This window comes from Myxococcales bacterium, from assembly GCA_016717005.1.
GTDB lineage: Bacteria > Myxococcota_A > Polyangia > Haliangiales > Haliangiaceae > UBA2376.
Genome location: JADJUF010000008.1, coordinates 265002 through 291982, shown reverse-complemented (window position 1 = coordinate 291982; position 26981 = coordinate 265002). Strand labels below are relative to the sequence as shown.

Sequence of the window (26981 nt, the reverse complement as noted above, 5' to 3'; positions counted from 1 at the left end):
GCGCGGCCGGCGAGGTCGACTGGGGCAAGCTGCCCGACATCGTCGGCCTGGCCCACAGCCACCACATGACGCCCGGCCGCCAGCTCCGCGGCAAGGGCCTCAAGCTGAAGGAGCTGCTCAAGGGCTCGACCGACGCCTCGGGCGCGATCAACCGCGGCCTGGTGCTGCCGTCAGCCGCCGACTTCGGGTACTGCGCGCACAACGGCGTTCCGCGGCATGTCGTGGTCACGCCCTACGTGTTCGACAAGAAGACCGGCCGGGTCCGCAACCCCGGACCGGGTGACGAGGGCATGCCCCGCGTCGAATTCGAGCTCAAGCGCCCCGACCTGGTCGGCGACTTCGAGGGCAACGCCGACGTGCCGGTCTACAAGGCGACGGTCGTGATCAGCGCCGGCGGCGAGCTGATCGACACCCAGCAGATGTGGTCGATGCGCCACCCGGCGATCGGCGACGTGGTCGAGCCCAACGCGATCCCGGCGACGTGGCGCTCGCGGACGCCGGGCGAGGCACCGCCGGACGTGACGCGCTCGACGCACAAGCCCGACGACACCGGCGCACCCACCGATCCGGCGACGACCTACACGTACCCGGACCGCACCAAGTACGTCGAAGACCACGGCCCCGAGGTGGTGCGCTGGGCCGAACACGGCCTCGACGGCTCCCAGGCCAAGGCGCTCCTGGCCGACCTGCCGACGCGCACGCTCGTGGCGCTCGGCGACATCCCCGCCAAGGATGCCGCGCACCTGGTCGGGGTGATCGGCAAGGACACGATCGCCAAGGTCGTGCCGCCGCTGACCGGCGGGGACGTGGCGCTGGAGGCCAAGTACCTCGGCGAGGAGGGCGCCCGGCGATTCGCCGGAGACAACACCGAGAAGAAGGGGCCATCTCGCCTGAAGCGCCATGCCGAAGGCCTGAGCCACTCTGCCCTGGAGATTGATTCGGCAAAGGCGCTCACCTCCTCCTCAATGATGGTCGATTCAAACATTGTCATTTCGATCCAGAAGCTCCAATCAGGCGCAAGCTGGAATACCCTCCAGGCGGGCGAGAAGGTCTTCGTCAACCGTATCCGCAAGCTGTCAGGCCTGCCAGAGCTAGCCGCCGACCCTCCCGATCGGTCCATTGCAGGCCTCGTTGGACATGCCGATTTGCGCACAGCGAATATCGTCACAGGCGAGGTGGGCGGAACGGGAATGGCCATTGCAAGGCCAATGTCTGCCACACGCGACACGCCGAAATACGCAGGGGTACTCAGCGAACTCAGCAGCCCTCCACCGATCGGAGGAAGTGGACAGGCTGACAAGCTCGTTGTTGCGGATGCGGTGTTCGCAGTCACGTCGGATGGCAGTGCCCCGACGCTGGTCTCCGGCGATGCCAACGTCTTCGCCCGCTTGGCGCAGCGCTACCTTCCGCCGGGCTCATTCAAGCAAAAGCCATATCTCGACAGACGTGGAGTCAAGAAGACTCAGTCAGTCGGTGCTGCCGTCGCCGAGGACCTGCCAGATTTCACGGTTGAGATCCCGGATGGACAAGGCGGCGTTCATAGACTGCGAGTCATCCCCGTTCATCCAGGAGACAACACGTGACGTACGGCTACCTGCAAGCGACGCTCCGATGCCGGACCTGCATGGCAATCACGCGGATCGGCTTCAAGTCGAACCTCGTCGACGATCCGTTCGCGGTGCTGACGCTCGGTGCGCCGATCGACGACGGAGACCTCCACGCCGTCGCGAAGGCCTACCTGCACACGAAGAAGGGCGCGTCTCGGCGCGAGTCCGCCGACGTGACGATACTCGAGCAAGCGATCTGCTCAGTCTGTGGAGCTGAAGCATGGTGCCAGGTCCGCGTCATCGCGGGAACGTTGACCGCGATAACGCCGGTGGTGCTGACGGCCGATGTCGTGAACGATGCCGACTTCATCGCGGAGGCGTTCGCGTGGGAGTTCGAGCGCGTCACGGGCGAGTCACCCTTTGGCGCATCGGGCTACCGCGTTGACTGGCACGAGGTCCTGGAGCGGCATGTGATGCTTGGAACGCATCAACTCGAGCGCTCGACACCTCGGATAAACCGCCAGCGCGACGACCCCGGTCGCTTCTTGGCCTACGCGCTCGAGGCCCCTGCCGACCGAACGGTCAACGTGCTCGACGACGTCAGCGAGATCCCAGGCTGGGTCTCCGACCTCGACGACCTCCACGACTACCTGGCTATCGAGGTGTCACCGTTTGCCGACACGGGGCGCCCCGCGTGGATGCTGGTGCGGCGCGCGGATCTTGTCGGCTTCCGGCGCCAAGGTCTCGTGCTCGATGGTGCGCCCGTCGCGGTCGACGAGGCGGAAGACGCGCCGTGCGGCGCAACCATCCATGGCGCCTGGACGCTGGTCACGCGCGTTCGAGGCGCGGCTGATCGCGGCTCGTTCCTCGCGATGAGCCGCGACGCTCGCTATGCGCTGGCGACCATGACGTCGCGCCAGCGCGAGCCGCTCGATCGCGTCCGGGCGAGTCTCCAGCGGGGTGGTCCAGCGGTCGCCCCGCTCATCGCAGTGACGGAACTGCGAACCCGCCACGACGATCTGGTCGTCTTGCTCGAGGTCGAACCCGAGGGACAGCCGCTGTCATGCTGGTGGATCCCCTTGGACGCAACCGGCGTTGCGGAGCTCGCCACATCACTCTTCCACCTGCTGTCGGCGGCCGATGGGGCGCTGGGCGGACTCCGACCCGAGACGATCTTTGCTGAGAACGAGCCGGCCACGCCCTTCACCGCCAGGATCACCGGCGTCGCCCCGCGCGGCGAGGCGTTCATGGCGGGGCAGGCGCCGCGGTCGGTGGGCTCGGTGACGCCGTACCGGTACCTGTACGACGCGCCCGAGGTGCTGCGCGGTGGTCCGCCGACGCTGGCGGGCGACGTGTTCGCGGCGACGGCGGTCGTCGCGCACATGGCGACGGGCGCGCACCCGTTCGAGGGCGAGTCGGCGTTCATGCAGCTGTCGGCGATCGTCGCGGGGCAGCGGCGCGCGTACCACGGCCCGCCCGGGCTCGAGGCGCTGATCGCGCGGGGGCTGGCCGCTGATCCGGCGCAGCGCCCCAGCGCCGCCGAGCTGGCGGCGGCGTTCGCGCAGGCCGCGCCGCTGCCGCCGGGGTGAGCGGTGCGACGCGACCGACCGCGGCCCCTGGCGGCGCGCGATCGCGTCACGTCACCGCGGCGCGGTCGCGTGGTATCAGGGGGCATGAAGCCGATGTTGATGCTCGCGTTCCTGGTCGCGAGCGCCGCCTGTGGCGGCTCGTCGAAGCCCGCTGCGCCCGCGCCCCAGCCGAGCGCCGCGTGCGTCCGGGGCGGCTGCAGCGGCGAGCTGTGCGAGGAGGCCGAGGCCGGCACGGTCACCACCTGCGAGTTCAAGCCCGAGCACGCGTGCTACCGCGAGGCGGCCTGCGCGCGTCAGGCGGACGGCGCCTGCGGCTGGACCACGACCGACGCGCTGACGGCGTGCCTGGCCGACCCGCCGCCGCTCGAGGGCGAGGCCGCCGAGTTCCCGATCTCGCCGATGTGATCCGCGCGGCGATTCCGCGCCGTGCCGTGACCGCGCGCTACAGCCGCTCGAGGTACGCCGACAGCGGCACGCTCAGGCCGGCCGAGAAGCCCCAGCGGATCGCGCCGTCCTGGTCGCCGTCGGGGGGGTACACGAGCAGCATCGCCGGCGACACGTAGGCCTCGACCAGGTCGCCGAAGTCGACCGCGAGCAGCACCGGGTGCAGCATGATCGCGCTCGACTCCTCGGAGTCGAGCAGCGCGCGGTAGAGGATGCCCGAGGCCGCGGCGCCGACCTTGAACGTCAGGCGGTCGCCCAGCAGCGACGGGCTGGCCATCCCGAAGCCGACCTGCTCGGCGATGATCGGCGTCGGCCGGCGGGCGCTGCCGGCGTCGTAGGCCGGATCGGAGTAGAGGCCGCCGACGCCGACGGTCAGGTGGAAGTAGCCGCGCCAGGTGTGCTTGTGCCGGAAGTCGTCGCCGGCCTGGGCCAGGCGCTGGGCGAACTTGCCGCCGTCGATGCGCAGCGCGCCGCCGTCCTTCTCGACCGACTCCTGCAGCGCGTGGATCAGCTTGGTCACCCAGCAGTCGACGCTGGTGTCGTCGGTGCACGCGTTCTGGCGCCCCTGGAGCGAGCCGATCAGCGTGTCGAGGCGGACCCGGCCGATGACCGCGAACAGGAGCTCGAGGCTCATCGGCTCGTGGGTCTTGATCGCGTCGAGCACCGGCTCGAGCACGTCGTAGAGCGGCGCGTCGAAGCCCGACACGCGGGTCGTGCCGAGGGTCCGCAGCGCGGCGATCACGTCGCCCGAGCGCATCGACAGCGGCGACTGCCGCGCGACCCGCTGCATCAGATCGAGGAACGCGATCAGGCGCGCGGTCGAGGTGCGCGCGAACCGGAGCCGGGCCGGGACCTCGCCCGGGAACACCGCGCGCAGGGCGTCGTCGACCGCGGCCAGCGCGGCCGCGGTGGCGCGGAGCTCGTGGGTGAGGTCGACCGAGGCGTAGAGCGGCAGGTCGCCGACGTCGAGCGAGACCTTGCGGTCGGGGCCCGGGAAGCGCGCGAACACCGCCTTGACGTCGGCGATCGCGGCCTCGAGCCGCGCCAGGGCCGGCTGGACCTTGTCGAGCGACGCCGCGAGGGCCTCGAGCTTGGTCGCGGTCTCGACCTGGTTGCGCGGGCCCCAGGCGACCAGCCCCGCGCGCACGTCCTTGCGGACCTTGGCCAGCGCGAGCGTGCGCGGGTCGAGCGCCCCGGCCGGCGCCGCCGGCCCCGTCGGCGCCGCCGGTCCCGTCGGCGCCGCGCCCAGATCGAACTTGGCGCGATCGATGATGCGCAGGATCCGATAGATGTGGTCGAGCTGGTCGACGCCGATCGCCAGCCGGATCGACGACGGACCGATCGCGCTGCGCGCGCTGGCGGCGGCGGCGATCAGCTCGTCGATCGTGAGGCCGCGATCCTCGTAGACGCTGGCGCGCAGGAGCGTGCGCAGATCGGTCAGCCCGCCGCGGAGCTTGTCGACGCGCGTGCGCGAGCTGGCGATGATCAGGTCCTGCCAGGCCGCGAGGTTCAGGCCGGGCGTGGTCGACAGGTTGGCGATCGTGCGCGACTGGCTCGCGGCCTCGATCAGCCGGCGGACGTCCTCGAACCCGCCGTTGCGCAGGAGCTTGACCAGGCGCAGGGCGTCGAGCACCTTGGCGACGCCGATCGCGCGCTCGGCGGTGGCGCGCTCGGCCAGCTGCGTGCACAGCGTCACCGCCGCCGGGTGACGCCACGGGCACTGCGGCGCCTCGGACGACTGGCTGCTCGAGCGGCCGAACAGCCGGGTCTGCCCGAGCCAGTAGTACGCGACGTCGACCAGGTAGCCGTGCAGGAGCGGCGGCAGCGCCTTGCCGCGCTTGGCCCCGAGCACGCGCGCGCCGTTGGTCACCGTCTGGCCGATCTCGGGCGCGGCGCGCAGCTCGTCGGAGGTGGGGTACAGGCCGTCGATCAGGTTGGCGGCGACGAACGCCCGGACCACGGTCATGCCGAGGTCCTGGAACTTCTCGCGCCGCAGCGTCGTCGGATCCGCCAGCAGGCGGGCGCCCTGATCGAGCAGGTCCCGGAGGTAGCGGTAGCCGGCGCGGCGCTGGGCTCGCAGCAGCTCGCCCACGACCAGCTTGATCGCGGCCTGGCGGGCGCGATCGAGGACCACGTCGACGACGAGGTCGGCGTCGAGCTTGCCGCGCCGGGCGCTGGTCGGGATGGCCGCCGCGACGTCGGCGATCGTGATGCCGCCGGCATCGGCGCGGGCCGCCGCGCCGGCGTCGGGGTTGATCATGTCGACGTCGCCGCCGGCCGCGGCCTGGAACTCGGCCTCGAAGAACAGGTCGCTCTGGATCAGCGACTGCTGGCACAGCTCGACCGACAGGTCCGGGTGGTCGCGGCAGACCTCGTCGAGCGTCGCGCAGGCGACCTTGTCGGCGGCGTCGCAGCCGCGGCGCAGGTAGCCGGCCGCGCGCGTGACGTCCTTGGCGATGCCGTCGCCGTCGCGGAAGTGCGTCGCGACCCGGACGCACGCGCCGACCTCGTCGCGGTCGCACGCGAGGTGGTCGGTGTAGAGCGACCGCACCACGCAGCTCGGCACGGTCGCGTCGTCGCAGGCGCAGAACTGGTTGTGCCCGACCAGCCGGCACGAGCGGTCGGCCGCGGTCCGGGCCAGGGCCGGGTCCCGCAGGGGCTGCGGGCCGAGCGGGCCGCGCGCGCTGGCGATCACGAGGCAGCCCTGGGCGTCGCCGAGGTCGCACCGGCGCGCGGCGATCGCCAGGCCGCGATCGGGGTCGGGCGCGAGCCCGATGTTGGGTCGGCCGTAGATCAGATCGGTCGCGAGCTGCGGACACAGATCGTGGCCGTTGCCGTCGCACGTGGCCAGCAGCGCCTGCACCGCCGGCCCCTGGGCCGCGGGCTCGCGGACCGCGGCCAGCACGTCGGCCAGGCGCAGGTTGGCGCACGCGCGGACCTCGCCCCGCTCGCACAGCCGCACCAGCACCGGCTTGATGGTCGCGGCCTGGGCCGGGTCGTCGACCGCGAGGCACGCCTCGATCACCTCGTCGCGGGTGCACACGGCCAGCATCCCGGCGCTGGCGGCCTTGAGGCGCCGGGTGGTCTCGACGGGGTCGCCGAGACGGTACGCGACGTCGCGCAGCGCCTTGCACGCGCGCGGGTCGCGGCCCTTGGCGCACCCGCGCTCGGCCTCGTCCGCGGCGACCTTGATCTGGACCGTCGGGCGGGTCCCGTCCGACGAGGTCGCGAGCGCGAGGTCGGCGCGGGCGCGGGTCGCGCAGCCGCTCGGGTCGGCGTCGGTGCAGATCGCCCGGGCCGCGGCGCGCACGAACGCCGCGCGGAAGTTGTCGCTGCGGTCGATCTCGAACATCCAGCCGTCCCGGCGCAGCTCGCCGAGCGCGACGCAGGCGGCCGGATCGGCCGGGGCGTCGACGTCCTCGGCGTCGACCCCACAGGCGCGGGTGAACAGGGCCAGCGCCTTGGGGCGGTCGAGCGCGACCTCGCGGCCGCGCAGGAGCGCCTCGGCGTAGGCGGTGCACGCGGCCGGCTCGCCGGCGCCGTCGGCGCACGCGCTCGCGCACGCGGCCGGGTCGGGGCACACCGGCGCCGCGACGGCCGCCGCGGCGGCGAGCCCCAGGATGACGAACGCGACCACGACGAGCCGGCGCGGCGATGACATTGTGTCGACGGTGCCACGACGCCACCGCCGGTGCCATCGGTCCGGGACGAGTCCTGGCGCCGGCGCTTCCGCCGCCCGGGCGGGCCGCGGTACACGGAGGTCATGGACAGCGACTTCCTGCGCGGGCGCCTGGCGCTCGTCACTGGCGGCGGTCGGGGCATCGGCGCCGCGATCGCGCTGCGGCTGGCCGCCGCCGGGGCCCGGGTGGTCGTCACCGGCCGCGGCCGGGCCGAGCTCGACGAGGTCGCCGCGCGCGTCGGCGGCGTCGCGATCACCGGCGACCTGGGCGATCGCGCGAGCGCCGACCGGATGATCGACGCGGTCCGCGCGGTCGGGCGCGTCGACGTGCTCGTCAACAACGCCGGCATCGCCGAGAGCGCGCCGCTGGCCGACACCGACGACGCGATGTGGGACCGGATCATCGAGCTCAACGCCACCGCGCCGTTCCGCCTCGCGCGGGCGCTGGTGCCGGCGATGGTCGCGGCCGGGTGGGGGCGCGTGATCACGATCGCGTCGAACGCCGGGCTGACCGGCTACGGCTACACCGCGGCCTACTGCGCGGCCAAGCACGCGGTGGTCGGCATGACCCGGGCGCTCGCGATCGACCTGGGGCGGACCGGGGTCACGATCAACGCGGTGTGCCCGGGCTGGGTCGCGACCCGCATGGCCGACGAGGCCGTCGCGCGCATCGCCGCCAAGACCGGGCGCGACGTCACGGCCGCCACCGCCGCGCTCACCAGCATGAGCCCGCAGCGCCGGCTGATCGAGCCCGAGGAGGTCGCCCACGCGGTCGCGATGCTGTGCCCCGACGCCGCCCGCGGCATCCACGGCCAGACCATCGTCCTCGACGGCGGCCAGGTGCTCAAGTGAGCGCCCGGGTCGAGCCGGTGGTGGTGCCAGGCTGGCCGACGCCCCGCGGCTACGCCAACGGCATGGTCGGCACCGGCCGCACGGTCTTCGTCGCCGGGCAGATCGGCTGGGACGCGCAGGGCGTGTTCCACAGCGACGATCTCATCGCGCAGTTCGATCAGGCGCTGGCCAACGTGGTCGCGGTGGTGACCGCCGCCGGCGCCGCGGTCACCGACATCGCGTCGATGACCGTCTACGTCACCGACATCGACGGGTACCGCGCGCGCCTGCGCGAGCTGGGACCGGTGTGGCGCGCGCGCCTGGGCAAGCACTTCCCGGCCATGGCCTTGGTCGCGGTGACCGCGCTGGTCGAGCCGCGGGCGCTGGTCGAGATCCAGGCGCACGCGCTCGTCGCCTGAGCGATCCGTTGCCGCGCCGTCGTCGCCGCCGGACCCGCGCGGGCGCGACGGGGCGCGTGGTACACCCTCGGCCATGGAGCTGCCCGTCCCGCGCACCTTCGGCTTCGTCCTCGATCGCGGCGTCGCCACCATCACGCTCGATCGGCCCGAGCGCCTCAACGCGCTGACCTTCGCGAGCTACCTCGAGCTGGCCGAGACCTTCGAGCAGCTCGATCGGTTCGACGAGGTCCGGGCCGTGGTCATCCGCGGCAACGGGCGCGGGTTCTGCTCCGGTGGCGATCAGGACGACATCATCCACCACCTGCTCGGGCAGTCGACGCCGCAGCTGCTGGCGTTCACCCGCGCCACCGGCCGGCTGATCGCGGCGATCCGTCGGTGCAAGCGGCCGGTCGTCGCCGCGGTCCACGGCGCGGTCGTTGGCGCCGGCGCGGTGATCGCGATCGCGTGCGACGTGCGCATCGCGGCGGCCAGCGCCAAGCTCGGCTTCATCTTCCCCAAGGTCGGGCTGTGCGGCGCCGACATGGGCGCGACCTACCTGCTGCCGCGGATCGTCGGGCTCGGGCACGCGTCGGAGATCCTGTTTTTCGGCGACCTCGTGCTGGCGGCCGACGCGCTGCGGATCGGCCTGGTCAACCGCGTGGTCGACACCGTCGAGGACTGTCACGCCCTGGCCGACGCCTGGGCCGCGCGGCTGGCGGCCGGGCCGGCGTTCGCGCACGCGATGACCAAGCAGATGATCGAGAGCGAGGCCACGATGGGGCTGGCCGACGCGATCGAGGCCGAGGCCCAGGCCCAGGCGCTGTGCATGCAGCACGGCGACTTCGCCGAGGCCCACGCCGCGTTCAAGGCCAAGCGGCCGCCGCGGTTCGCGGGCGCGCCCGAGAGCGACGCGTGACCATCCCGCTGTCGACCGACGACCTGCCGTGGTTCTGCGACGACGGCGACCGCGCGCTGGCCGCGCGGCTCCGCGCCGCCGCGCCGGCGCTCGCGGCCAGCGAGGACGCGGCCGACGAGCCGGCCCGCGATCGCGCGGCGGTGGCGGCGCTGGCCGCGGCCGGGCTGTTCGAGCTGGTGGCGCCGATCGACGGCGCGGTCCGGGCGCGCAGCCTGTGCCTGGCGCGCGAGCTGCTGGGCTGGGTCAGCCCGCGCGCTGACTCGATCTTCGCGGTCCAGGGCCTGGGCGCGTACGCGGTGCTGGCCGCTGGGGACGCCGCGCAGCGCGCGCACCTGCCGGACCTGGCCGCCGGGCGCGCGGTGGCCGCGTTCGCGCTGACCGAGCCCGAGGCCGGCAGCGACGTGGCCGCGATCGCCACCCGCGCCACCGCCGCGGCCGACGGCGGCTACCGCCTGACCGGCGAGAAGATGTTCATCTCCAACCTCGGCGTCGCCGGGGTCGCGACGGTGATCGCCACGGTCGATCCGGCGCTCGGGCGCAAGGGCCTGACCGCGTTCTGGCTGCCGCTCGCGCAGCCCGGCGTCACGGTGATCCGCCAGGAGCCGATCGCGCCGCACCCGCTCGGGCGGCTGGTGCTCGACGGCGCCCGCGCCACCCGGGTCGGCGAGGTCGGCGCCGGGTTCGCCCTGGCGATGCGCACGCTCGACACGTTCCGGGTCTCGGTGGCCGCGGCCGCGGTCGGCATGGCCCGGCGCGCGCTCGATGAGGCCAGCCGCCACGTCCGGGCCCGCGCGCAGTTCGGCAAGCCGCTGGCCGAGCAGCCGCTGGTGCAGGCGCACCTGGCCGACATGGCCACGCAGATCGACGCGGCCCGCCTGCTGACCTGGCGCGCCGCCGCGGTCAAGGACGCCGGCACCAGCCGCGCCACCGTCGAGGTGTCGATGGCCAAGCTGTTCGCGACCGAGGCGGCCCAGGACGTGATCGATCGCGCGGTCCAGCTCCTGGGCGGCCGCGGCGTCATCGTCGGCGCGGTGGTCGAGCACCTGTACCGCGCGATCCGGCCGCTGCGCATCTACGAGGGCACCAGCGAGATCCAGCGCACGATCATCGGCCGCGCCATCGCCACCGGAGGACCCTCATGACCGACGTCCGCTTTCCGGACGACTTCAACCTGGCCGACTACTGGCTGTTCGCGCGGGTGCGCGCAGGGCGGGGCGACCACCCGGCCATCCGGTTCGGCGATCGGGCCTGGACGTACGCCGAGGTCGCCGATCGGAGCGCGGCCCTGGCGCGCGCGCTGGTGCGGCTGGGCCTGGCGCCCGAGCAGCGGGTCTACATCGTGCTGCCGGACCTGCCGCCGTTCGCGTGGGCGATCTTCGCGATCCTGGCGGCGGGCGGCGTCGTGACGATGGGCAACCCGGCGGTGCCGCCGGCCGATCTGGCCGGCGTGATCGACTACGTGCGCGCGCAGGTGGTGGTCACGACGCCCGCGGTCGCCGACGCGCTGGTCGCGCACCTGGCGCCGGGCCAGCCACCCATCGGGTTCCTGCTCGTGCCCGACGCCGGCACCGACGGCGACCCCGAGGCCGCGTGCGCCGCTGGCCCGGCGCTGGCCGCGAGCGGCCTGGCCTGGCGCGCGGTCACCGACGCGATCGCGGCCGGGCGCGCCGACGCCGCGCCGCTGCCGCGCACCCACCGCGACGATCCGGCGATCTGGCTGTTCACGTCGGGCTCGACCGGCCGGCCCAAGGCCGCGATGCACTGCCACCGCGACTTCGCGTTCAACACCGAGGTCTACGCCAAGGGCACGATGGGCTACCGCGCCGACGACGTCACCGTCAGCGTGCCGCGCTTGTTCTTCGGCTACGCGACCGGCACCAACCTGTGGTTCCCGTTCGCGGTCGGCGCCACGGTCGCGCTGTTCGCCGAGCGCCCGACGCCCGAGAGCCTGGCCGCGGCGATCGCGCGCTACCGGCCGACGATCGTCACCAACGTGCCGACGATGCTCGGCAAGCTGCTCGATCACGACGACGAGCTGCGCGCGGCCGGCCGGCCCGGGCTCGACCTCGGCAGCGTGCGCTTCCACCTGTCGGCGGGCGAGGCGCTGCCGGCGCCGCTGTACGAGCGGTTCCTGGCCCGGTTCGGCGGCGCGATCTACGACGGCATCGGCTCGGCCGAGATGTTCCACATCTACTGCAGCAACCGGCCCGGCGACGTGCGGCTGGGGACGCTCGGGCGCGTCGTCGACGGCTACCAGCTCAAGATCCTGCCCGAGGAGGCGCGCGGCGCCGACGCGGCCGAGGTGCCGGTCGGCGAGATCGGCGTCCTGTGGGTGCGCGGCGACAGCGTGGCCCAGGGCTACTTCCAGGATCGCGACAAGAGCTGGCTGACCTTCCACGGCCACTGGTGCCGCACCGGCGATCTGTTCCGGATCGACGGCGACGGCTACCTGTACTTCTCCGGGCGCGCCGACGATCTGCTCAAGGTCGGCGGCGTCTTCGTCGCCCCGACCGAGGTCGAGGACTGCCTGCTGGCGCACCCGGCCGTGAGCGCGGTCGCGGTGATCGGCGCCGACGACGCCGGGCTGGTCAAGCCCAAGGCGGTGGTCGTCGTGCGGCCCGAGGCCCGGGCCCGGCTGGCCGCCGACGCCGACGCGCTCGCGGCCGAGCTGCAGGACCACGTCAAGGCGCGGCTGTCGAAGTACAAGTACCCGCGCTGGGTGGTCTTCGTCGACGAGCTGCCGCGCAACGATCGCGGCAAGGTCGACAAGCGCCGGCTCGCGACCGAGGTCAACCGATGACCGCGCGCGGCGCGCACCTGCACCAGCTGACCACCGTCGAGCTCGGCGCGCTGCTCGCGGCCGGGCCGGTGGTGGCGCTGGTGCCGATCGGCTCGACCGAGCCCCACGGCCCGCACCTGGGGCTGGGCACCGACGTCGCGATCTCGACGGCGGCGTGCGCGCGCGCGGTCGACCTGCTGGCGGAGCGCGGGACCACGGCGGTGATCGCGCCGGCCGTGCCCTACGGCGTCACCGAGTGCGCGGCCGGGTTCGCCGGCGCCGTCAGCGTGCCGGGCCCGATCTTGACCGCGTTCGTCGGCGCGGTGTGTGACGGGCTGGTGGCCCAGGGCTTCGCCCAGGTGGCGCTGGTCAACAACCACCTCGAGCCGGACCACGACGCCGCGATCCGCGCGGTCGCGATCGATCGGCCGCAGGTGGTGGTCGCGTGCCCGCTGACCCGGCGCTGGGCCCGGACGCTGTCCGCCGAGTTCAAGAGCGGGGCCTGCCACGCCGGGCGCTACGAGACCTCGATCGTGCTCGCGGCCGAGCCGGCGCTGGTCGACGAGGCCGCGCGCGCGACCCTGGCCCCGGTGCCGATCAGCCTGGCGGAGCAGCTGCGCGCCGGCGTCACGACGTTCGTGGCGATGGGCATGCGCGACGCCTACGCCGGCGACCCGGCCGCCGCCACCGCCGCGGAGGGCGCCGAGCAGATCGAGCGGCTGGCCGAGATGATCGTCGGCGAGCTGTCCACCCCATAACCGAGGCGGTCAGCGCAGGAGCCGCGGGCCGTCGCCGCGGCTTGGCTCGGTCGACGCCGCCGCGGGCGCTGGGGCGCGACCCTCGAGCGGATCGAGCCGCGGCGCCGTCGGCAGCACGCCGGTGGCGACCGCGCGCGGCAGGTCGGGCGGCGGTGGGGCCGGGGGCGGCGGCGGCGCGCGCAGGCCCGCCAGCTCGTCGGCCCGGCGGTGCAGCCGCAGGGTCACGACCACGCCGTAGATCCAGACCGCGGCGATCACCAGCGGGAACCCGATCACCCCCCACTTGCCGGCGAGATCGTAGAGCAGCTTGGTCGAGCGACCGACGTAGAGCGTGCCGCCGTGATCCTCGAGCTTGCTGAAGTCCCGGTACGACGACCACGCCAGCCACAGCATCAGCGGGGTGACCACGAACAGGACGTGCCAGACCTTGAGCTTGGGCCCTTCGTCAGGGTCGTCGAGCCGGTGCCACCACATGGCGCTATCGAAGCGCGCCGGCCGCGCGACCGCAACTCGAATCGTGGCACGATCGCGCGATGGCGCGCCCGTGGGTCCAGGTGCTGATCGGGGTCGCCCTGGTCGGCTGCGACGCCCGGAGCCAGCGCGCGCCGGCGCCCGCGTCCCTGGCGCCGACCGCCGACACATCGACCGCGGTCGCGCCGACCGCCGACACATCGACCGCGATCGCGCCGACCGAGCCCGACCCCGCCGACGCCGACCTGGTGCTGGCGGTGGTCACCGTCGACCTGTCGCTCACGACCCTGCGCGCGGCCGGGCCGGGCGTGGCGAGCTCGCCGGCGCGCTGGCCGATCTGGCTCGACGCCAGGACCATGGCGCGGGCCGAGGCCGCGCTGACCGCGCTGGCCGCCTCCGACGATCGCGCGCTGGCGGCCGTGGCCGCGCGCTACCGCGCCGCGCTGGCGCGGCACCTGCCGACGATCCGCGCGATCCTCGACGGTCAACGCGCGTTCGTGGCGTGGCCCGAGCTCCTGACGGCGCTCGATCAGCTCGTGGCCGCCGGCGCCGACCTGCGGGCCCGGGCCGCGACCGGCGCGCCGGCCGGGCCCGCGTGGCGGCGGCTGCTGGCGGCATGCGACGATCTGGTCACGATCGCGCCGCGGCTGGCTCCGGGCGCGGCGGCCGCCGAGCGCGCCGGCGCCGACGCCGCGCCCACCGCCGAGGAGCTCGAAGCGGTCGGCGTCGCGTGCGCGGCCGCGACCGCCACCTACGCGGCCAACCCCGAGCGCCATCCCCAGTACGTCCGCATCGGCGGCGCGGTGGCCGCCGGCTACCTGGACGAGGCCGCGCGGCTGGGGCGGCCCGGGTGCTGCAGCGGGCTGGCGACCGTCGCGCAGAACCTGACCTACCTGGTGCTCGACGCGTCGAAGGCCGGGCTGCCGGCCGAGGCGCCGCCGACGCCGCGCTGATCCGCCGCGGTCACCACCATGGTCGACGACCGCCGCGCCGTCACCACCCCCGTCGCCGCCACCCCGGCACGCCCCGCTACTCCTTGAGGCCGTGCTTCTGCTTGACCTGATCGAGCACGCGCGCGTACTCGAGGTCCCACGCCGACGACCCCTCCTGGATGTTCTTGAGCCGGTTCCGGACTTCCTGATCGAGCTCGTCCTCGACCGCCATGTGCTTGCGGACGATCTCCTTGATCTTCTTCCGCAGGGTCACGTCCTCGGCGTAGACCTCGTCGACGTTCTTCGACTGCATGAAGGTCTCGACCATCTGGTTCGTGATCCAGGTCAGGGCCTCCTCGCCGAGGCCGAAGTCCTTCTGGTCGGCGAGCTGCTTCTTGGTCCGGAACAGGTGGCCGTGGGGCAGGCCGCGGATCTCGAGGATGTCCTTGGCCCGCTCGGTCAGCTCGCGGTCGACACGCAGGTACTCCTTGAGCACCGAGGCCACGTCGAGCTGGGCCTCGTGCGGGTCGGACACCTCGAGGTCACCGTCGCCGGTGAGCTTGTTGATGACCTCGGCCGCGATCGTGTCGACTTTGCCCGCGTACAGTTTCATGGGGATGGCGCACTGTACGGTCCGATATCGACTTTCGCAAGGACGCCACCGGCCCTATTCTCGTCGAGAATGACGGTGCGGACGCGCAAGCTTGTCGTCGCTGGGGTGCTGGTCGATGGCGACGGGCGCGTGCTCATCACGCGCCGACGCGACGATCAACCGCTGGGCGGGTTCTGGGAGTTTCCGGGCGGCAAGCTCGAGCGCGGCGAGGCCCCGATCGCCGGCCTCGTGCGCGAGCTCGACGAGGAGCTGGGCGCCGCGGTCGAGGTCCGGCGGGTGTGGGAGGTGTTGCACCACCCGTACCCCGAGTTCGACCTGCTGATGATCGTCTACGCGTGCCGGCTCGCGCCCGGCGCGCACGCCCGCGCGGTCGAGGTCGCCGACCTGGCCTGGTGCCGCCCGGACCAGCTCGGCGCGTACACGATCCTGCCCGCCGACGCGCCCCTGGTGGCGCGGTTGCTGGCCGAGGGCGCCCCCGCTGTTTGACCGGGGCGGGCGTTGTCCCGGCCAATCCTTTGACCTCGTCGGGCGCGGCTGCCTACAATCGCGACGATGGAAGGCCGCGGCAAGGTCACCAAAGAAGTCCTGTGCGAGGAAGCTCGCTTCATCCTCGCCAACGTGATGGCCGAGGCAAGGTACGGGCGACAGAACCGCTTCGACGACATCCGCCGGGTGTGCGAGGGCGCGGTCTCGATCCCGTTCGGGGAGTACGTCAGCTTCCTCGAGAAGTCGGGGTACCTGCGCCAGGATCGCAACGGCGACTCGCTCGAGGTCACGCCCGAGGGCGAGGACGTCGTCAACGGCGGCAACCTCACCGACTTCACCGAGCGCGCGGTCGCGCACTTCAAGAAGCTGCGCCAGACCCGGACCCAGGCCGGCCTGCTGGGGCCCAACGCGCCCGGCATGACGACGAACTCCGGCGTGGTGTCGTCGGCCCAGGGCGGCGCCTCGGGCGCCATGGCGGCGCCGCGCAAGGACGCGCTGGCCGGCAAGATGATGTCGTCGGGCGGGCGCCCGTCGATCGCGGTCGGCGGCGAGATCGCCGGCGTCGGCGCCGAGGACGCGCGCTACGAGAAGCTGGCGTCGCTCGGCTCGGGCGGCATCGGCACGGTCTACCGGGCCCGTCAGGTCGCGCTCAACCGCGAGGTCGCGCTCAAGGAGGTGCGCGATCTGTTCGGGTTCTTCAGCGAGGACCAGCGCTACGAGATCGTGCGGCGGTTCAGCGACGTCGTCCGCGCGTCGGCGACCTTGGCCCACCCCAACATCCTGCCGATCCACGACGTCAACCTCGAGCGCGAGTTCCCCTACGTCGTCACCGAGCTGGCGCCCAACGGCTCGGCCCGCCGGCTGATCAACGACGCCGAGGACATCCCGGTCGATCTGGTCTTCAAGTACCTGCTCCAGACGCTGCACGCGCTGCGGGCCGCCCACGCCCAGCGGGTCTACCACCGCGGCCTCAAGCCCGAGCAGCTGCTGATCGACGGCTACGGCAACGTCAAGGTCGCCGACTTCGGCTTCTCGCGCGTGGTCGAGCGCGACCACGCGGTGATCCGCCAGGTCTACGTCGGCATGGGCAACGTCGCGTACATGGCGCCGGAGCTGTACGCCGACCCGATGGGCGCCGGCGCCCAGACCGACATCTACGCGCTCGGGATCATCTTCTACGAGCTCCTGACCCGGAAGCTGCCGGGCCGGCGCTCGCCGATGCCGTCGACGATCAACGCCGCGCTGCCGACCGGCATCGACGACATCTTCGACAAGATGACCCGGGACTCGCGCACCGAGCGCTACACCACGGTCGACGACATCCTCGAGGACATCGACCGGCTCGAGGGCCTCGGCGACCTGCTCGACAAGCAGACCCAGGTGCTCGTGGGCGAGAACCCGCTGACGTCGATCCGCTTCCGCGAGGGCTCCGAGGAGCCGATGGGCGCGCCGCTCGACGAGGACGGCGACGGCGACAAGAAGGGGCCGGTCCACCGGCCGTACTCGTTCCAGCAGCGGCGCGGCAAGAAGCCCTGATGGCGTGCGGCCACCTCGCGGCGGTCGCGGCCGGCTGCGATCCGTGCTTCACCGTCGACGCGTCGCGGGTCACGTTCGGGCCGGGCGCGCTGGCCGAGGTCGGCGTCCGGGCCCGCGCCCTGGGCATGACCCGCGCGCTCGTGGTCACCGACGCGCGCCTCCGGGCGCTGCCGTGGTTCGCCGAGGTCGCCGCCGCGCTCGCCGCGGCCGGCGTCGACGCGGTCGTCTTCGACGAGGTCGCGGTCGAGCCGACCGATCGCTCGATCGCCGACGCGGTCGCGGCGGCGCGCGCGGCCGGCGTCGACGGGCTGGTGTCGCTGGGCGGCGGCTCGACGATCGACACCGCCAAGCTGGCCAACCTGGGCGCGGTCTGTGGCGCCGACGTGCTGCGGTTCGTGCCGGCGCCCCACGGCCGCGGCGAGGTGATCGACCGGCCGCTCCTGCCGCACCTGGCGTGCCCGACCACCTCGGGCACCGGCAGCGAGGTCACCGGCATCGCGATCTTCGACGTGCGCGCGCTCCACGCCAAGACCGGCGTCGCGTCGGCGCGGCTGCGGCCGACCGAGGCGGTGATCGATCCGCGCGTGACCGCGACCCTGCCGGCGGCGGTGGTCGCGGCCTCGGGCCTCGACGTCCTGTGCCACGCGCTCGAGTCGTACACGGCGCGGCCCCACGGCGCGCGGCCCGCGCCGGCGCCGGCGACCGCGCGGCCGATGAGCCAGGGCGCCAACCCGTGGAGCGACCTCGGCTGCCGCGAGGCGCTGCGCCTGCTGGGCGTGTACCTCGTGCGGGCCGCGACCGACGCCGCCGACGCCGAGGCCCGGGCCCAGGTGATGTGGGCCGCGACCCTGGCCGGCATCGCGTTCGGCAACGCCGGGGTCCACGTGCCGCACGCGATGGCGTACGCGGTCGCCGGCGGCGTGCGCGGGTTCGTCGCCGACGGCTACCCGGCCGGCGCGCCGCTGATCCCGCACGGGTTCGCGGTGGCGGTCAACGCGCCCGCGGTCGTGACCGCGCTGGCCGCGACCGCGCCGGCGCGCCACCTCGAGGCGGCGGCGCTGCTCGGGGGCGACGTGGGCGGGGCGGCCCCGACCGACGCCGGCGCGGTGCTGGCCGCGACGGTGGCCGCGCTGATGCGCGCGATCGCGGCGCCCGCGGATCTGCGCGCCGTCGGGTACGGCGTCGACGACGTGCCGGCGCTGGTGGCGGCGACCGTGCCGCAGCGGCGCCTGCTCGACAACGCGCCGCTGGCGGTGACCGCGCCGCTCTTGACCGAGCTGTTCGCGGCCGCGCTGGGGGCGCCGTGACCGCGCGGGCGCGCCCGGCCCGGGCCGCGTACCCGCACCACGTCGCGATCACGACGCGGTGGATGGACAACGACGTCTACGGCCACGTCAACAACGTCACCTACTACAGCTACTTCGACACCGCCGCCAACACGTACCTGATCGACGCCGGCGGCCTCGACATCCACGGCGGCGACGTCATCGGGCTGGTGGTCGAGTCGGCGTGCCAGTACCACGCGCCGATCGGGTTCCCGTCGCCGCTGACCGCCGGGGTCCGGGTCGATCGCCTGGGCCAGCGCGCCGTGACCTACGGCATCGCGATCTTCGTCGACGACGCGGCCGCGCACGAGCGCGACCTCGCGGTCGCCCACGGCCACTTCGTCCACGTGTTCGTCGACCGCGCGACCCGGCGACCGGTCGCGATCCCCGCGCGCGTGCGCGCGGCGCTGGCGGCGATCGTGGTCACGCCGGCCTGAGCCGGGCGCGCGCGCGGCGCTGGCGGCGATCGTAGTCACGCCGGCCTGAGCCGGGCGCGCGCGCGGCCGACGCTCAGGCGTCGTCGACCGAGCCGCGGCTCACCCGGCCGTCGGGGAAGCACTGCACGATCGTCCGGGCCGGCAGCTCGAGGCAGGTCAGCGGGCCGCCCTTGCCGGCGCTGGTGTCGATGCCGATCAACGGGCCGCGCCGCCACGGCGCGGTGCGGGTCGGATCGAGCGGCGGCAGATCGGGGACCGGGGTGTGGCCGAACACCAGCGGCGGCCCGGCGTACTCGCCGAAGAAGTCGGGCTCGCGCTGCCACAAGAGCGCCTTGGGGGCCGACGCCTCGGGCAGGCGCCAGACCGCGCCCTCGCCCTCGAGCCCGGCGTGGACGTAGGTGGCGTGGGCGTCGCGGTGCCACAGCGGCAGCGTCCGGAACCACGCGATCACCGGCGCCGGCAGCCACGTGCCCGGCGCGAAGTAGCGCGCGACGTGGGCCTCGCCGAACGGGTCGGCGTCGGGCTCGTCGATGAACGATCGGTACGTGGCCGCGACGCCGTTGCCGATCGGCAGGATGAAGCTGGGATCGCGATCGTCGACGGCCTGCAGCAGCGCGTCCTCGTGGTTGCCGCGCAGGCACACGACCTGCCCGGCGGTCGCCTCGGGCAGCCGCCGCAGGATCTCGACGACGCCGCGGCTGTCGGGCCCGCGGTCGACGTAGTCGCCGAGGAACACCAGCGCGTCGTCGGGCGCGATGAACGGCAGCTCGGCCAGCAGGCGCTGCAAGAGCGCCCGCTCGCCGTGGACGTCGCCGACGACGAACGTGCGGCCGCTCACGCGAGCCTCCGGCCGCGGACGCCGAGCGCGCGCAGGTGCGCGACCAGCGGCGCGACGTCGGCCAGGCAGCTGTACAGGTGGGCCGACAGGCGCAGCAGCGGCCCCGGGCTGGCCGGGTGGTCGACGATCGGCACCTCGACGCCCCGGGCCAGCAGCGCGCGCTCGACCGCCAGCGGCGTGGCCCCGGCCGGCAGGGCGATCGCCAGCGCCGCCATCGCGCCGTGGCGCCGCGCCGCCAGGCCCGGCGCGACGATCGGATCGGCGTCGAGCGCCGCGGCGACCTCGGCCGCGGCCGCTAGCGCCAGCGCATGGCCCCGGGCCCGGACCGCGTCCCAGCCGCCGCCCAGCTCGGCGACCGTGGCGATCGCCGTCGGCGCCACCAGGTACGGCGACGGGTCGTGGCTGCCGGTCCAGTCGTGCTCGAGGCGGAAGCGCGTGGTGCCGTCGGTCGGCATCGACGCGCCGTGGCTGATCACCAGCGGTCGCACGTGGGCGCGGCGGGCCGGCGCCACCCACAGGAACGCGGCGCCCTTGGGCGCGCACGTCCACTTGTGCAGGTTGCCGGCGTAGTAGGTCGCGCCCGCGGTCGCGAGCGCCAGCGGGAGCTGGCCCGGGGCGTGGGCGCCGTCGACGATCAGCGCCACCGTCGGCGGCAGCGTCGCCGCCAGCGCCGCGACGTCGAACACCACCGCGGTCGGGCTGGCGATGTGGTCGCACAGGACCGCGCGGGTGCGCGGCCCGACGCACGCGCGGATCGCGGCCTCGGGCGCCGCGTCGTCGACCAGCGGCAGCGGCACCGCCGCGACCACGACCCGGGCGCCGGTCTGGGCCGCGAGCCGGTCGAGCTGGTTCTTGCAGGCGCGGTAGGCGTGGCTGGTGGTCACCAGCTCGTCGCCCGGCGCCAGCTCGAGATCGGCGAGCGCGGTGGCGATCGCGGTGGTGGCGTTGGGCACGAACGCGAGCCCGTCGGCGTCGGCGCCGACGAACGCCGCCACCGCGGCCCGGGCCGCGGCCAGCGCCGGCGCCAGCTCGACCACGAAGAAGCGCATCGTCGCGGCCTCGATCCGCGCGCGCACCGCGTCCTGGGCCGCGAGCGCCGCGCGCGGGCACGCGCCCCACGAGCCGTGGTTCCAGTGCAGCACCTCGGGATCGAGCCCGAACGCGGCCAGCGGCGCCGCCGGCGTGGCCAGGTCGATCATGGCAGCAGCTCGACGAGCGCGCGCGGGTGGTAGCGCGTGGCCAGGGCCGCGTCGGGCGGGACCGCGTCGTGGACCCGCTCGACCCACCGACGCGGCAAGGTCGCCAGCCCGTCGCGGGCGCCCAGCATCGCGCCGACGATCGCGCCGTTGGTGTCGGCGTCGCCGCCGCGGTTGACCACGTCGATGACCCCGGTGACGAAGTCGGGGGCGTGGACCAGGTGCCAGAACGCCAGGCGGAACGCGACCCGGACGAAGCCCTGGTGGCGGTGCAGGTGGAGCCGCTCGTCGGTCACGCCCGGGTCGGCGCGCTCGGCGGCGTCGAGATCCTCGGCCAGCGCGGCGTGGGCGGCGGTGACGCGATCGCGATCGTCGCCGATCGCGTCGAGGCGGGCGGCGCCCTCGTCGAGCCCGGCCCGAGCCGCCGCCAGCATCGCGGCCGCGGTCGCCGCGCCGCCGGGGGCGACGGCGCACGCCAGCGCGGCGTCGTAGGCGACCTGGGCCAGGCGGCAGCGCGGATCCCAGTGGGTCAGACCGCACTCGGCCAGCGCGGCGTCGACGAGGGCGTCGGGCCGGGTGCAGTAGGCCACGGCGATCGGCGCCGCGCGCATCAAGCCGCCGTTGCCGGCGGCCTCGCGCCCGCGCTCGAGCCAGACCGCGCGCGCGGCGTCGTCGACCGACGCGCCGGCCCCGAGCCGACGCAGCACCGCGCCGGTCTGGCCGCCGATGTCGAAGGCGTGGGCGCTCCAGTCGACGAAGCGGGCCGCGAGATCGCTCCGATCGAGATCGCCGTCGCCGACGATCAGGCTCTGGGCCACGGCCGCGGCCAGCTGGGTGTCGTCGGTGACAGCGCCGGGCACGACGTCGAAGGGGCCGCCGCCGACGATGTCGTCGAGCGGCCCCGCCGCGAGGGTCGGATAGGGCGGGGCCGGCGGGGTCGTGAACTCGAGCGTCGTGCCCAGCGCGTCGCCGAGCGCGAGCCCCCACAGCGCACCGAGCCCACGATCGCGATCGGCCGGCGCGGTCCACGACATGGCGGCATCCTAGCGCACCGCCGGGATCGGCCCACCCCGACCGGGCGGCGCCGACGCAGGCGGGAGCGTACAGTCGCGCGGTGCCCGCGCCTGACGCCGCTGCTCGCCGCCTGGACCGCTGGAAGCTGTCGCTGCTCGATCTGACGCTGCGCAACCGCCTGCTCGACGCGCGCGACGGCCGCCAGGTGCTGCCGCTGGTCGGCGCCGATCCGGTGGCGCTGGCCGCGCTCCTGGCCGAGGGCGCGACGCTCGAGGTCACGCCCGGCGCGCCGGTCGCGCCCGACGCGGTCGGCGGCCCCGAGCGCGCGGCCGAGGCCATGGCCAAGGCCGGCGCCGACGCGCTGGCGCACAAGCGGCTGATCGCCTCGGTCGGGGTCGACGAGCTCGATCGACGGCTGATCGCGATCGCGCGCAGCGCCCGGGAGAGCGTGCAGGAGAGCGGCGCGACGACCTTGTGGCTGGCGCTGGGCGTGCTGCGCTGGTTCGAGACCGACGGCGGCGAGATCGCGCGCCACGCACCGCTGGCGCTGTTCCCGGTCGAGCTGCGGCGGGCCGGCGCGCGCGAGCGCTACCGCGTCAGCGCCCGCGCCGACGAGGAGCCGCGCTGGAACGACACGCTGTTCGAGAAGCTGCACAGCGAGTTCGGCGTGGTCGTGCCGCGGCCGGACAGCGATCGCGACGACCTCGACCTCGCGGCCGCGATGGGCGCGCTGGCGGCGGCGGTGGCGAAGTTCCCGCGCTGGCAGGTGCTGCCCGAGGCCCGGCTCGGCATCTTCTCGTTCACCAAGTTCGTCATGTGGACCGATCTGGCCGAGCGCGGCGAGGCGCTGCTGGCCGCGCCGGTGGTCGCGCACCTGGCCGCCGGCGACGGCCACGCGTTCCCCGCGCAGCCGGCGTTCCCGGTCCCGGCCGCGCTCGACCAGACGCTCGCGCTCGGCGACCTGTACGCGCCGCTCGACTGCGACTCGAGCCAGCTGGCCGCGGTGCTGGCCGCGGCCGACGGGCGCTCGTTCGTGCTGCAGGGCCCGCCCGGCACCGGCAAGTCGCAGACGATCACCAACCTGATCGCGCAGGCGCTGGGCGACGGCAAGACCGTGCTGTTCGTCGCCGAGAAGCAGGCCGCGCTCGACGTCGTGCAGCGGCGCCTGGCCGGCGCCGGGCTGGGCGACTTCTGCCTGGAGCTGCACTCGCACAAGGCCAAGAAGCGCGAGGTCGTGGCCGAGCTCGGGCGCGTGCTCGAGCGGGTCTGGCGGCCCAACGCGCCGGTGGTCGGCGACGACGCGCGCCTGGCCGGGACCCGCGACGAGCTCAACCGCTACGTCGCCGCGCTCCACGACGGCGGCGCCGCCGGGGTCTCGGTCCACGACGCGCTCGGGGCGCTCGGCCAGCTGCGGGACGCGCCGGCGCTGGCCGACGGCGCCGCCGACGACGCCGCCGCGATCACCGCGCAGCGCGACGCGGTCAAGCGCTTCGCCGAGGCCGCCGCGACCGTCGCGCCGGTGACCGCGCACCCGTGGCACGGCTCGACCCTCGCCACCTGGCAGATGTCGACCGAGGACGCCGTCCGGGCCGCGCTGGCCGAGGCCGCGACCGCCGGCGGCGAGCTGGCCCAGGCGATCGCGGCGATCGCGCCACAGCTGCCGGGCGTGGCCGCGGCCACCAAGGACGAGCTCGACGCGCTCGGCGTCCTGGCCGAGCACCTCGCCGGCAGCCCGCACCCGGGCCCGGCGCTGATCGACGCGGCGCTGGCGCACCCGGCCGGCGCCGCCACCGGCGCCGTCGCCGACAAGATCGCGCTGGTCAAGGCCCGGGCGTCGGCGGCCGAGCCGGCGATCACGGCGCCCAAGGACGCGGTGACGTGGCTGGCGCTGGCGCGCCGTCGGCGCGAGCTGGGCCGGCGCCTGGCGACGCGGTGGAGCGAGCGGGTCTACGCGCTCGAGCTCGACGATCTGGCGGCGCGGTTCCGGGCCTGGGCCCACCGCTTCCCGCTGTTCCGCTGGTTCGCGCTGCGCGCGGCCCGGCGCCAGGCCCGCGCGGCGCTGGCGGCCGGCGCGCTGCCGTCGGACACCGAGGTCGCCGACGATCTCGCCACCGCGGCCCAGGTCAACGCCGCCGAGCGCGCGCTGGCCGCGGTCCAGCCCACCGCCGCGACCTGGTTGGGGGCGCTCGCGGGGGCGACCGCCGACGACGGCGATCTCGACGCGGTCGAGCGCGCGCTCGCCTGGGCCCGCGAGCTGCGCGCGGCCTTCGAGCGCATGCGGTGCCCGCCGGCCGAGCGCGAGCGCGCGTGGCGATCGGTGGTCGCGCTGGCCACCGACCGCGCCGTCGCGATCGCGACCTGGACCGCGCTGGCCGCGAGCGCGGCGCGGTGGCGGACCGCGCTGGGCCGGCTGCGCGACGTGTGCGGCGTCGAGATCGTCGACGGCGATCGCCCGCACCTCGAGGCGATGGCGGCGCAGGTCGCCGCCTGGGCCGCGGCGCCGACGGCGCTGCGCGACTGGACCGCGTTCGTGCGCGCGCGCGCGGCCGCGGTCGCGGCCGGCCTGGGCAACACCGTGGCCGGGGTCGAGCGCGGCGCGGTCGCGGCCGGCGCGATCGAGGCCGCGTGGGAGCGGGCGATGTACCGGGGCGTGGCCGAGCGCTCGACCAGCGCGACGCCGGCGCTGGCGACCTTCCACGGCGCCAGCCACCACGCGCGCGTCGCCGAGTTCGTCGAGCTCGACCGGGCGCAGCTGGGCGTGGCCCGGGCCCGCGCGATCGCGCGGCTGTCCGAGCGGGTGCCGCGGGTCTCGGCGGCGAGACCGCCGACGCCGGCGAGATCGGCGTGCTGCTGCACGAGCTCAAGAAGCAGCGCCGGCACAAGCCGCTGCGGGCGCTGTTCCGGGAGATCCCGAACCTGCTGCCGCGGCTCAAGCCGTGCGTGCTGATGAGCCCGCTGTCGGTGGCCCAGTACCTCGACCCGGCGGTGCGACGCTTCGATCTGGTCGTGTTCGATGAGGCCAGCCAGATCCCGACCGCCGACGCCGTCGGCGCGCTCGCCCGCGGACACTCGGCGGTGGTGGTCGGCGACTCGAAGCAGCTGCCGCCGACGCGGTTCTTCGAGCTGTGCGACCGCGCGGCGGCGGCCGCGACGACGAGCGCGGCCGACCCCGACGACGAGCTCGAGGAGCTCGAGAGCATCCTCGACGAGTGTGTCGCCGCCCGGCTGCCCGAGCTGCGGCTGACCTGGCACTACCGCAGCCGCCACGAGGATCTGATCGCGTTCTCGAACGACCGCTACTACGGCGGCACGCTCGACGTGTTCCCGGCCGCGGCCGCCGACGTGCCGGGCCTGGGCGTCTCGCTGCGGGCGATCGCCGGCGTCTACGATCGGGCCGGCACCCGCCAGAACCGGATCGAGGCCGAGGCGGTGGTCGCCGAGATCGTGGCGCGCCTGACCGACCCCGACCGCTGCGGGCGCTCGATCGGCGTCGTGACGTTCAGCAAGCCGCAGCAGGAGCTGGTGCTGGACCTGCTCGACGCCGCCCGCGCCGCCGACCCGGGCCTCGATCGGTTCTTCGCCGAGGACGCCCGGGAGCCGGTGCTGGTCAAGAACCTCGAGACGATCCAGGGCGACGAGCGCGACGTGATCCTGTTCTCGGTCGGCTACGGGCCCGATCGCGACGGCAAGGTCGCGATGAACTTCGGGCCGCTCAACCGCGACGGCGGCGAGCGGCGCCTCAACGTGGCGGTCACGCGTGCGCGCGACGAGCTGGTCGTGTTCGCGTCGATCACCCCCGAGCAGATCAGCGCCGACGTCTCGGCGCTGGGCGTGCGCCACCTCGCCGACCTGCTGCGCTACGCCCGCGCCGGCGGCCAGGCCGCGACCGAGCGCGAGGCCCGGCCGGCGGCGACCGCGCTCACCGGCGCGATCGCGGCGGCGCTGGTCGCCAAGGGCTGGACCGTGCACCACCAGGTCGGCTGCGCCGGCTACAAGATCGATCTCGCGGTGGTCGACCCCGACGAGCCCGGCCGCTACGTGCTCGGGGTCGAGGCCGACGGCCCGGCCTACGCCCGCGCCGCCACCGCCCGCGATCGCGATCGCCTGCGCGGCCAGGTGCTGACCAACCTGGGCTGGCGGCTGCACCGGATCTGGTCGCTCGACTGGTACCACGACGCCGACAAGGAGCTGGGCCGGGTCCACAACGCGGTGATCAACGCGATCGCCGCGGCCCGGGCGGCGCGCAAGGCGCCGGGCTCCCGGTCGGGGCCGGTGGCGGTCAAGGCCGAGGGTAGCGCGCCCACGGCGCGGCGGGGCGAGGCCAGCGCGCCGACCGCGACGTCGCCATCGGCGGCGGCGCCGACCGCCGCAGCCCCCGTCACGACCTCGCCATCCGCCGGGTCGCGATCCGCCGCGTCGCCGTCCGCCACGTCGCCGTCCGCCACGTCGCCGTCCGCCACGTCGCCGTCCGCCACGTCGCCGTCCGCCGCCATATCGTCCGCTGCCGCGGAGGCCGCCACCGAGCGCACGCCGGTCGGGCGGTACGCGGTCGCGACGATCGCCGCCAAGCGCCGCACGGCCGACGATCTCTTCGACGTCGCGCGCGGCGACGACCTCGGCAAGGTCATCGACAGCGTCCTGGCGATCGAGGCGCCGGTCCACGCCGGCCTGCTGGCGCGCCGGGTCGCGGCCGCGTTCGCGGTCAGCCGGGTCACGCCGCGCGTGGTCGAGCGCGTGCGCCTGATCGCCGCCACCCGGGCGCAGGTCGGCAGCCCCGACGACCCCGACGTGGTCTGGCGCCGCGATCAGGATCCCGCCGCCCTGCCGGCCGTCCGGGTTCCGGACGACCGCGCCGCGGACAGCAAGCGCGACTGGGACGAGCTGCCGCTGCTCGAGCTCGCCGCCGCCGCGCGGGTCGTGCTCGAGCGCAACCTCGGCCTGCCGCGGCTCGAGCTGGGCAAGGAGACCGCCAAGCTGGTCGGCTTCACCCGGCCCAGCGACAAGCTCCTCGCCCGCATCGAGGACGCCGTCGCCGTCCTCGCCGCCCGCGGCCTCGCGCGCCTCGACGCCGATCGCGCCAGCCTGCCGTGACGCGGCCGCCGCGGCGCGCGAGCCAGCGCCGAGCGATGGCCGCGACGTCCCGGTCGCGCCGGTCGGGGGCGTGGCGCAGCTGATCGAGCTGACGCCGCGAC

General features: G+C 74.8%; 22 protein-coding genes. 16 read left to right on the top strand and 6 right to left on the bottom strand.

Annotated features, from left to right (window positions below; all coding sequences use genetic code 11):
* Positions 1-65: 65 nt before the first annotated feature.
* The 3 genes from IPL61_11040 to IPL61_11030 all read left to right on the top strand — a co-directional run bounded on the left by IPL61_11040 (position 66) and on the right by IPL61_11030 (position 3541).
* On the top strand, positions 66-1583 hold the full coding sequence (locus IPL61_11040) for a hypothetical protein (GenBank protein MBK9031842.1): 1518 nt from the start codon (positions 66-68) through the stop codon (positions 1581-1583).
* A complete protein-coding gene (locus IPL61_11035) occupies positions 1580-3136 on the top strand; it encodes a hypothetical protein (GenBank protein MBK9031841.1) in 1557 nt (518 codons plus the stop codon). The genes IPL61_11040 and IPL61_11035 overlap by 4 nt, the downstream gene beginning before the upstream one ends.
* An 84-nt stretch (positions 3137-3220) precedes the next feature.
* Positions 3221-3541 carry a hypothetical protein gene (locus IPL61_11030; protein MBK9031840.1) on the top strand — a complete coding sequence of 107 codons (321 nt, stop codon included), beginning with the start codon at positions 3221-3223 and terminating at the stop codon, positions 3539-3541.
* 37 nt (positions 3542-3578) lie between these two features.
* Here the strand turns inward: IPL61_11030 and IPL61_11025 are convergent, their stop codons facing one another.
* Entirely contained in the window at positions 3579-7241 is a 3663-nt protein-coding gene (locus tag IPL61_11025) for a hypothetical protein (protein ID MBK9031839.1), read from the bottom strand.
* A gap of 102 nt (positions 7242-7343) precedes the next feature.
* Here IPL61_11025 and IPL61_11020 point away from each other — a divergent pair, with 102 nt between their 5' ends.
* From IPL61_11020 to IPL61_10995, 6 genes are all read left to right on the top strand, one after another.
* Complete coding sequence (locus IPL61_11020) at positions 7344-8111, top strand: SDR family oxidoreductase (GenBank protein ID MBK9031838.1); 768 nt, start codon at positions 7344-7346, stop codon at positions 8109-8111.
* A gap of 62 nt (positions 8112-8173) precedes the next feature.
* A complete protein-coding gene (locus IPL61_11015; GenBank protein ID MBK9031837.1) occupies positions 8174-8509 on the top strand; it encodes a RidA family protein in 336 nt (111 codons plus the stop codon).
* 73 nt (positions 8510-8582) lie between these two features.
* On the top strand, positions 8583-9404 hold the full coding sequence (locus tag IPL61_11010; GenBank protein MBK9031836.1) for an enoyl-CoA hydratase family protein: 822 nt from the start codon (positions 8583-8585) through the stop codon (positions 9402-9404).
* Positions 9401-10546, top strand: a complete 1146-nt coding sequence (locus tag IPL61_11005; protein ID MBK9031835.1) for an acyl-CoA dehydrogenase — start codon at positions 9401-9403, stop codon at positions 10544-10546. The genes IPL61_11010 and IPL61_11005 overlap by 4 nt, the downstream gene beginning before the upstream one ends.
* A complete protein-coding gene (locus IPL61_11000) occupies positions 10543-12204 on the top strand; it encodes a benzoate-CoA ligase family protein (protein ID MBK9031834.1) in 1662 nt (553 codons plus the stop codon). The genes IPL61_11005 and IPL61_11000 overlap by 4 nt, the downstream gene beginning before the upstream one ends.
* The gene (locus IPL61_10995; protein MBK9031833.1) at positions 12201-12941 is read left to right on the top strand and encodes a creatininase family protein; all 741 of its coding nucleotides are present in this window, start codon (positions 12201-12203) and stop codon (positions 12939-12941) included. The genes IPL61_11000 and IPL61_10995 overlap by 4 nt, the downstream gene beginning before the upstream one ends.
* A gap of 9 nt (positions 12942-12950) precedes the next feature.
* On the opposite strand, the gene IPL61_10990 is transcribed toward IPL61_10995, so the two are convergent.
* Positions 12951-13415: a hypothetical protein gene (locus IPL61_10990; GenBank protein ID MBK9031832.1), complete on the bottom strand. Its 465-nt coding sequence runs from the start codon at positions 13413-13415 to the stop codon at positions 12951-12953.
* A gap of 59 nt (positions 13416-13474) precedes the next feature.
* Between IPL61_10990 and IPL61_10985 the strand changes: the two genes are divergently transcribed.
* Positions 13475-14365 carry a hypothetical protein gene (locus IPL61_10985; protein ID MBK9031831.1) on the top strand — a complete coding sequence of 297 codons (891 nt, stop codon included), beginning with the start codon at positions 13475-13477 and terminating at the stop codon, positions 14363-14365.
* Positions 14366-14441: 76 nt separating this feature from the next.
* Here IPL61_10985 and IPL61_10980 read toward each other — a convergent pair whose 3' ends face one another.
* On the bottom strand, positions 14442-14957 hold the full coding sequence (locus IPL61_10980; protein ID MBK9031830.1) for a DUF507 family protein: 516 nt from the start codon (positions 14955-14957) through the stop codon (positions 14442-14444).
* Between the two features lie 69 nt (positions 14958-15026).
* Between IPL61_10980 and IPL61_10975 the strand changes: the two genes are divergently transcribed.
* The 4 genes from IPL61_10975 to IPL61_10960 all read left to right on the top strand — a co-directional run bounded on the left by IPL61_10975 (position 15027) and on the right by IPL61_10960 (position 18741).
* On the top strand, positions 15027-15443 hold the full coding sequence (locus IPL61_10975) for a (deoxy)nucleoside triphosphate pyrophosphohydrolase (GenBank protein MBK9031829.1): 417 nt from the start codon (positions 15027-15029) through the stop codon (positions 15441-15443).
* A gap of 66 nt (positions 15444-15509) precedes the next feature.
* Positions 15510-16979 (top strand): serine/threonine protein kinase, encoded by a 1470-nt coding sequence (locus IPL61_10970; GenBank protein MBK9031828.1) that lies wholly within the window; start codon positions 15510-15512, stop codon positions 16977-16979.
* Positions 16979-18286: an iron-containing alcohol dehydrogenase gene (locus IPL61_10965; GenBank protein MBK9031827.1), complete on the top strand. Its 1308-nt coding sequence runs from the start codon at positions 16979-16981 to the stop codon at positions 18284-18286. The genes IPL61_10970 and IPL61_10965 overlap by 1 nt, the downstream gene beginning before the upstream one ends.
* 62 nt (positions 18287-18348) lie before the next feature.
* The gene (locus IPL61_10960; GenBank protein ID MBK9031826.1) at positions 18349-18741 is read left to right on the top strand and encodes an acyl-CoA thioesterase; all 393 of its coding nucleotides are present in this window, start codon (positions 18349-18351) and stop codon (positions 18739-18741) included.
* A gap of 73 nt (positions 18742-18814) precedes the next feature.
* On the opposite strand, the gene IPL61_10955 is transcribed toward IPL61_10960, so the two are convergent.
* From IPL61_10955 to IPL61_10945, 3 genes are read right to left on the bottom strand one after another with little or no spacing between them, the layout of a single operon-like run.
* Positions 18815-19579, bottom strand: coding sequence for a serine/threonine protein phosphatase (locus tag IPL61_10955; protein MBK9031825.1), 765 nt, complete (start codon positions 19577-19579; stop codon positions 18815-18817).
* Positions 19576-20778, bottom strand: a complete 1203-nt coding sequence (locus IPL61_10950; GenBank protein ID MBK9031824.1) for an aminotransferase class V-fold PLP-dependent enzyme — start codon at positions 20776-20778, stop codon at positions 19576-19578. Before IPL61_10950 ends, IPL61_10955 begins: the two co-directional genes overlap by 4 nt.
* Positions 20775-21809 carry an ADP-ribosylglycohydrolase family protein gene (locus IPL61_10945; GenBank protein ID MBK9031823.1) on the bottom strand — a complete coding sequence of 345 codons (1035 nt, stop codon included), beginning with the start codon at positions 21807-21809 and terminating at the stop codon, positions 20775-20777. Before IPL61_10945 ends, IPL61_10950 begins: the two co-directional genes overlap by 4 nt.
* An 80-nt stretch (positions 21810-21889) precedes the next feature.
* Between IPL61_10945 and IPL61_10940 the strand changes: the two genes are divergently transcribed.
* Both IPL61_10940 and IPL61_10935 read left to right on the top strand, forming a co-directional pair.
* Positions 21890-24736 carry a DUF4011 domain-containing protein gene (locus tag IPL61_10940; protein MBK9031822.1) on the top strand — a complete coding sequence of 949 codons (2847 nt, stop codon included), beginning with the start codon at positions 21890-21892 and terminating at the stop codon, positions 24734-24736.
* Positions 24634-26880: a DUF3320 domain-containing protein gene (locus tag IPL61_10935; protein ID MBK9031821.1), complete on the top strand. Its 2247-nt coding sequence runs from the start codon at positions 24634-24636 to the stop codon at positions 26878-26880. The genes IPL61_10940 and IPL61_10935 overlap by 103 nt, the downstream gene beginning before the upstream one ends.
* The last annotated feature ends 101 nt before the right edge of the window (positions 26881-26981 follow it).

Excerpts from the sequence above, each read along its gene's own strand:
- IPL61_11040 (MBK9031842.1), top strand. The coding sequence starts at position 66 with ATGACGCCCGGCCGCCAGCTCCGCGGCAAGGGCCTCAAGCTGAAGGAG.
- IPL61_11030 (MBK9031840.1), top strand. The coding sequence starts at position 3,221 with ATGAAGCCGATGTTGATGCTCGCGTTCCTGGTCGCGAGCGCCGCCTGT.
- IPL61_11025 (MBK9031839.1), bottom strand. The coding sequence starts at position 7,241 with ATGTCATCGCCGCGCCGGCTCGTCGTGGTCGCGTTCGTCATCCTGGGG.
- IPL61_11020 (MBK9031838.1), top strand. The coding sequence starts at position 7,344 with ATGGACAGCGACTTCCTGCGCGGGCGCCTGGCGCTCGTCACTGGCGGC.
- IPL61_11015 (MBK9031837.1), top strand. The coding sequence starts at position 8,174 with ATGGTCGGCACCGGCCGCACGGTCTTCGTCGCCGGGCAGATCGGCTGG.
- IPL61_11010 (MBK9031836.1), top strand. The coding sequence starts at position 8,583 with ATGGAGCTGCCCGTCCCGCGCACCTTCGGCTTCGTCCTCGATCGCGGC.
- IPL61_11000 (MBK9031834.1), top strand. The coding sequence starts at position 10,543 with ATGACCGACGTCCGCTTTCCGGACGACTTCAACCTGGCCGACTACTGG.
- IPL61_10995 (MBK9031833.1), top strand. The coding sequence starts at position 12,201 with ATGACCGCGCGCGGCGCGCACCTGCACCAGCTGACCACCGTCGAGCTC.
- IPL61_10990 (MBK9031832.1), bottom strand. The coding sequence starts at position 13,415 with ATGTGGTGGCACCGGCTCGACGACCCTGACGAAGGGCCCAAGCTCAAG.
- IPL61_10985 (MBK9031831.1), top strand. The coding sequence starts at position 13,475 with ATGGCGCGCCCGTGGGTCCAGGTGCTGATCGGGGTCGCCCTGGTCGGC.
- IPL61_10980 (MBK9031830.1), bottom strand. The coding sequence starts at position 14,957 with ATGAAACTGTACGCGGGCAAAGTCGACACGATCGCGGCCGAGGTCATC.
- IPL61_10975 (MBK9031829.1), top strand. The coding sequence starts at position 15,027 with ATGACGGTGCGGACGCGCAAGCTTGTCGTCGCTGGGGTGCTGGTCGAT.
- IPL61_10970 (MBK9031828.1), top strand. The coding sequence starts at position 15,510 with ATGGAAGGCCGCGGCAAGGTCACCAAAGAAGTCCTGTGCGAGGAAGCT.
- IPL61_10965 (MBK9031827.1), top strand. The coding sequence starts at position 16,979 with ATGGCGTGCGGCCACCTCGCGGCGGTCGCGGCCGGCTGCGATCCGTGC.
- IPL61_10960 (MBK9031826.1), top strand. The coding sequence starts at position 18,349 with ATGGACAACGACGTCTACGGCCACGTCAACAACGTCACCTACTACAGC.
- IPL61_10950 (MBK9031824.1), bottom strand. The coding sequence starts at position 20,778 with ATGATCGACCTGGCCACGCCGGCGGCGCCGCTGGCCGCGTTCGGGCTC.
- IPL61_10945 (MBK9031823.1), bottom strand. The coding sequence starts at position 21,809 with ATGTCGTGGACCGCGCCGGCCGATCGCGATCGTGGGCTCGGTGCGCTG.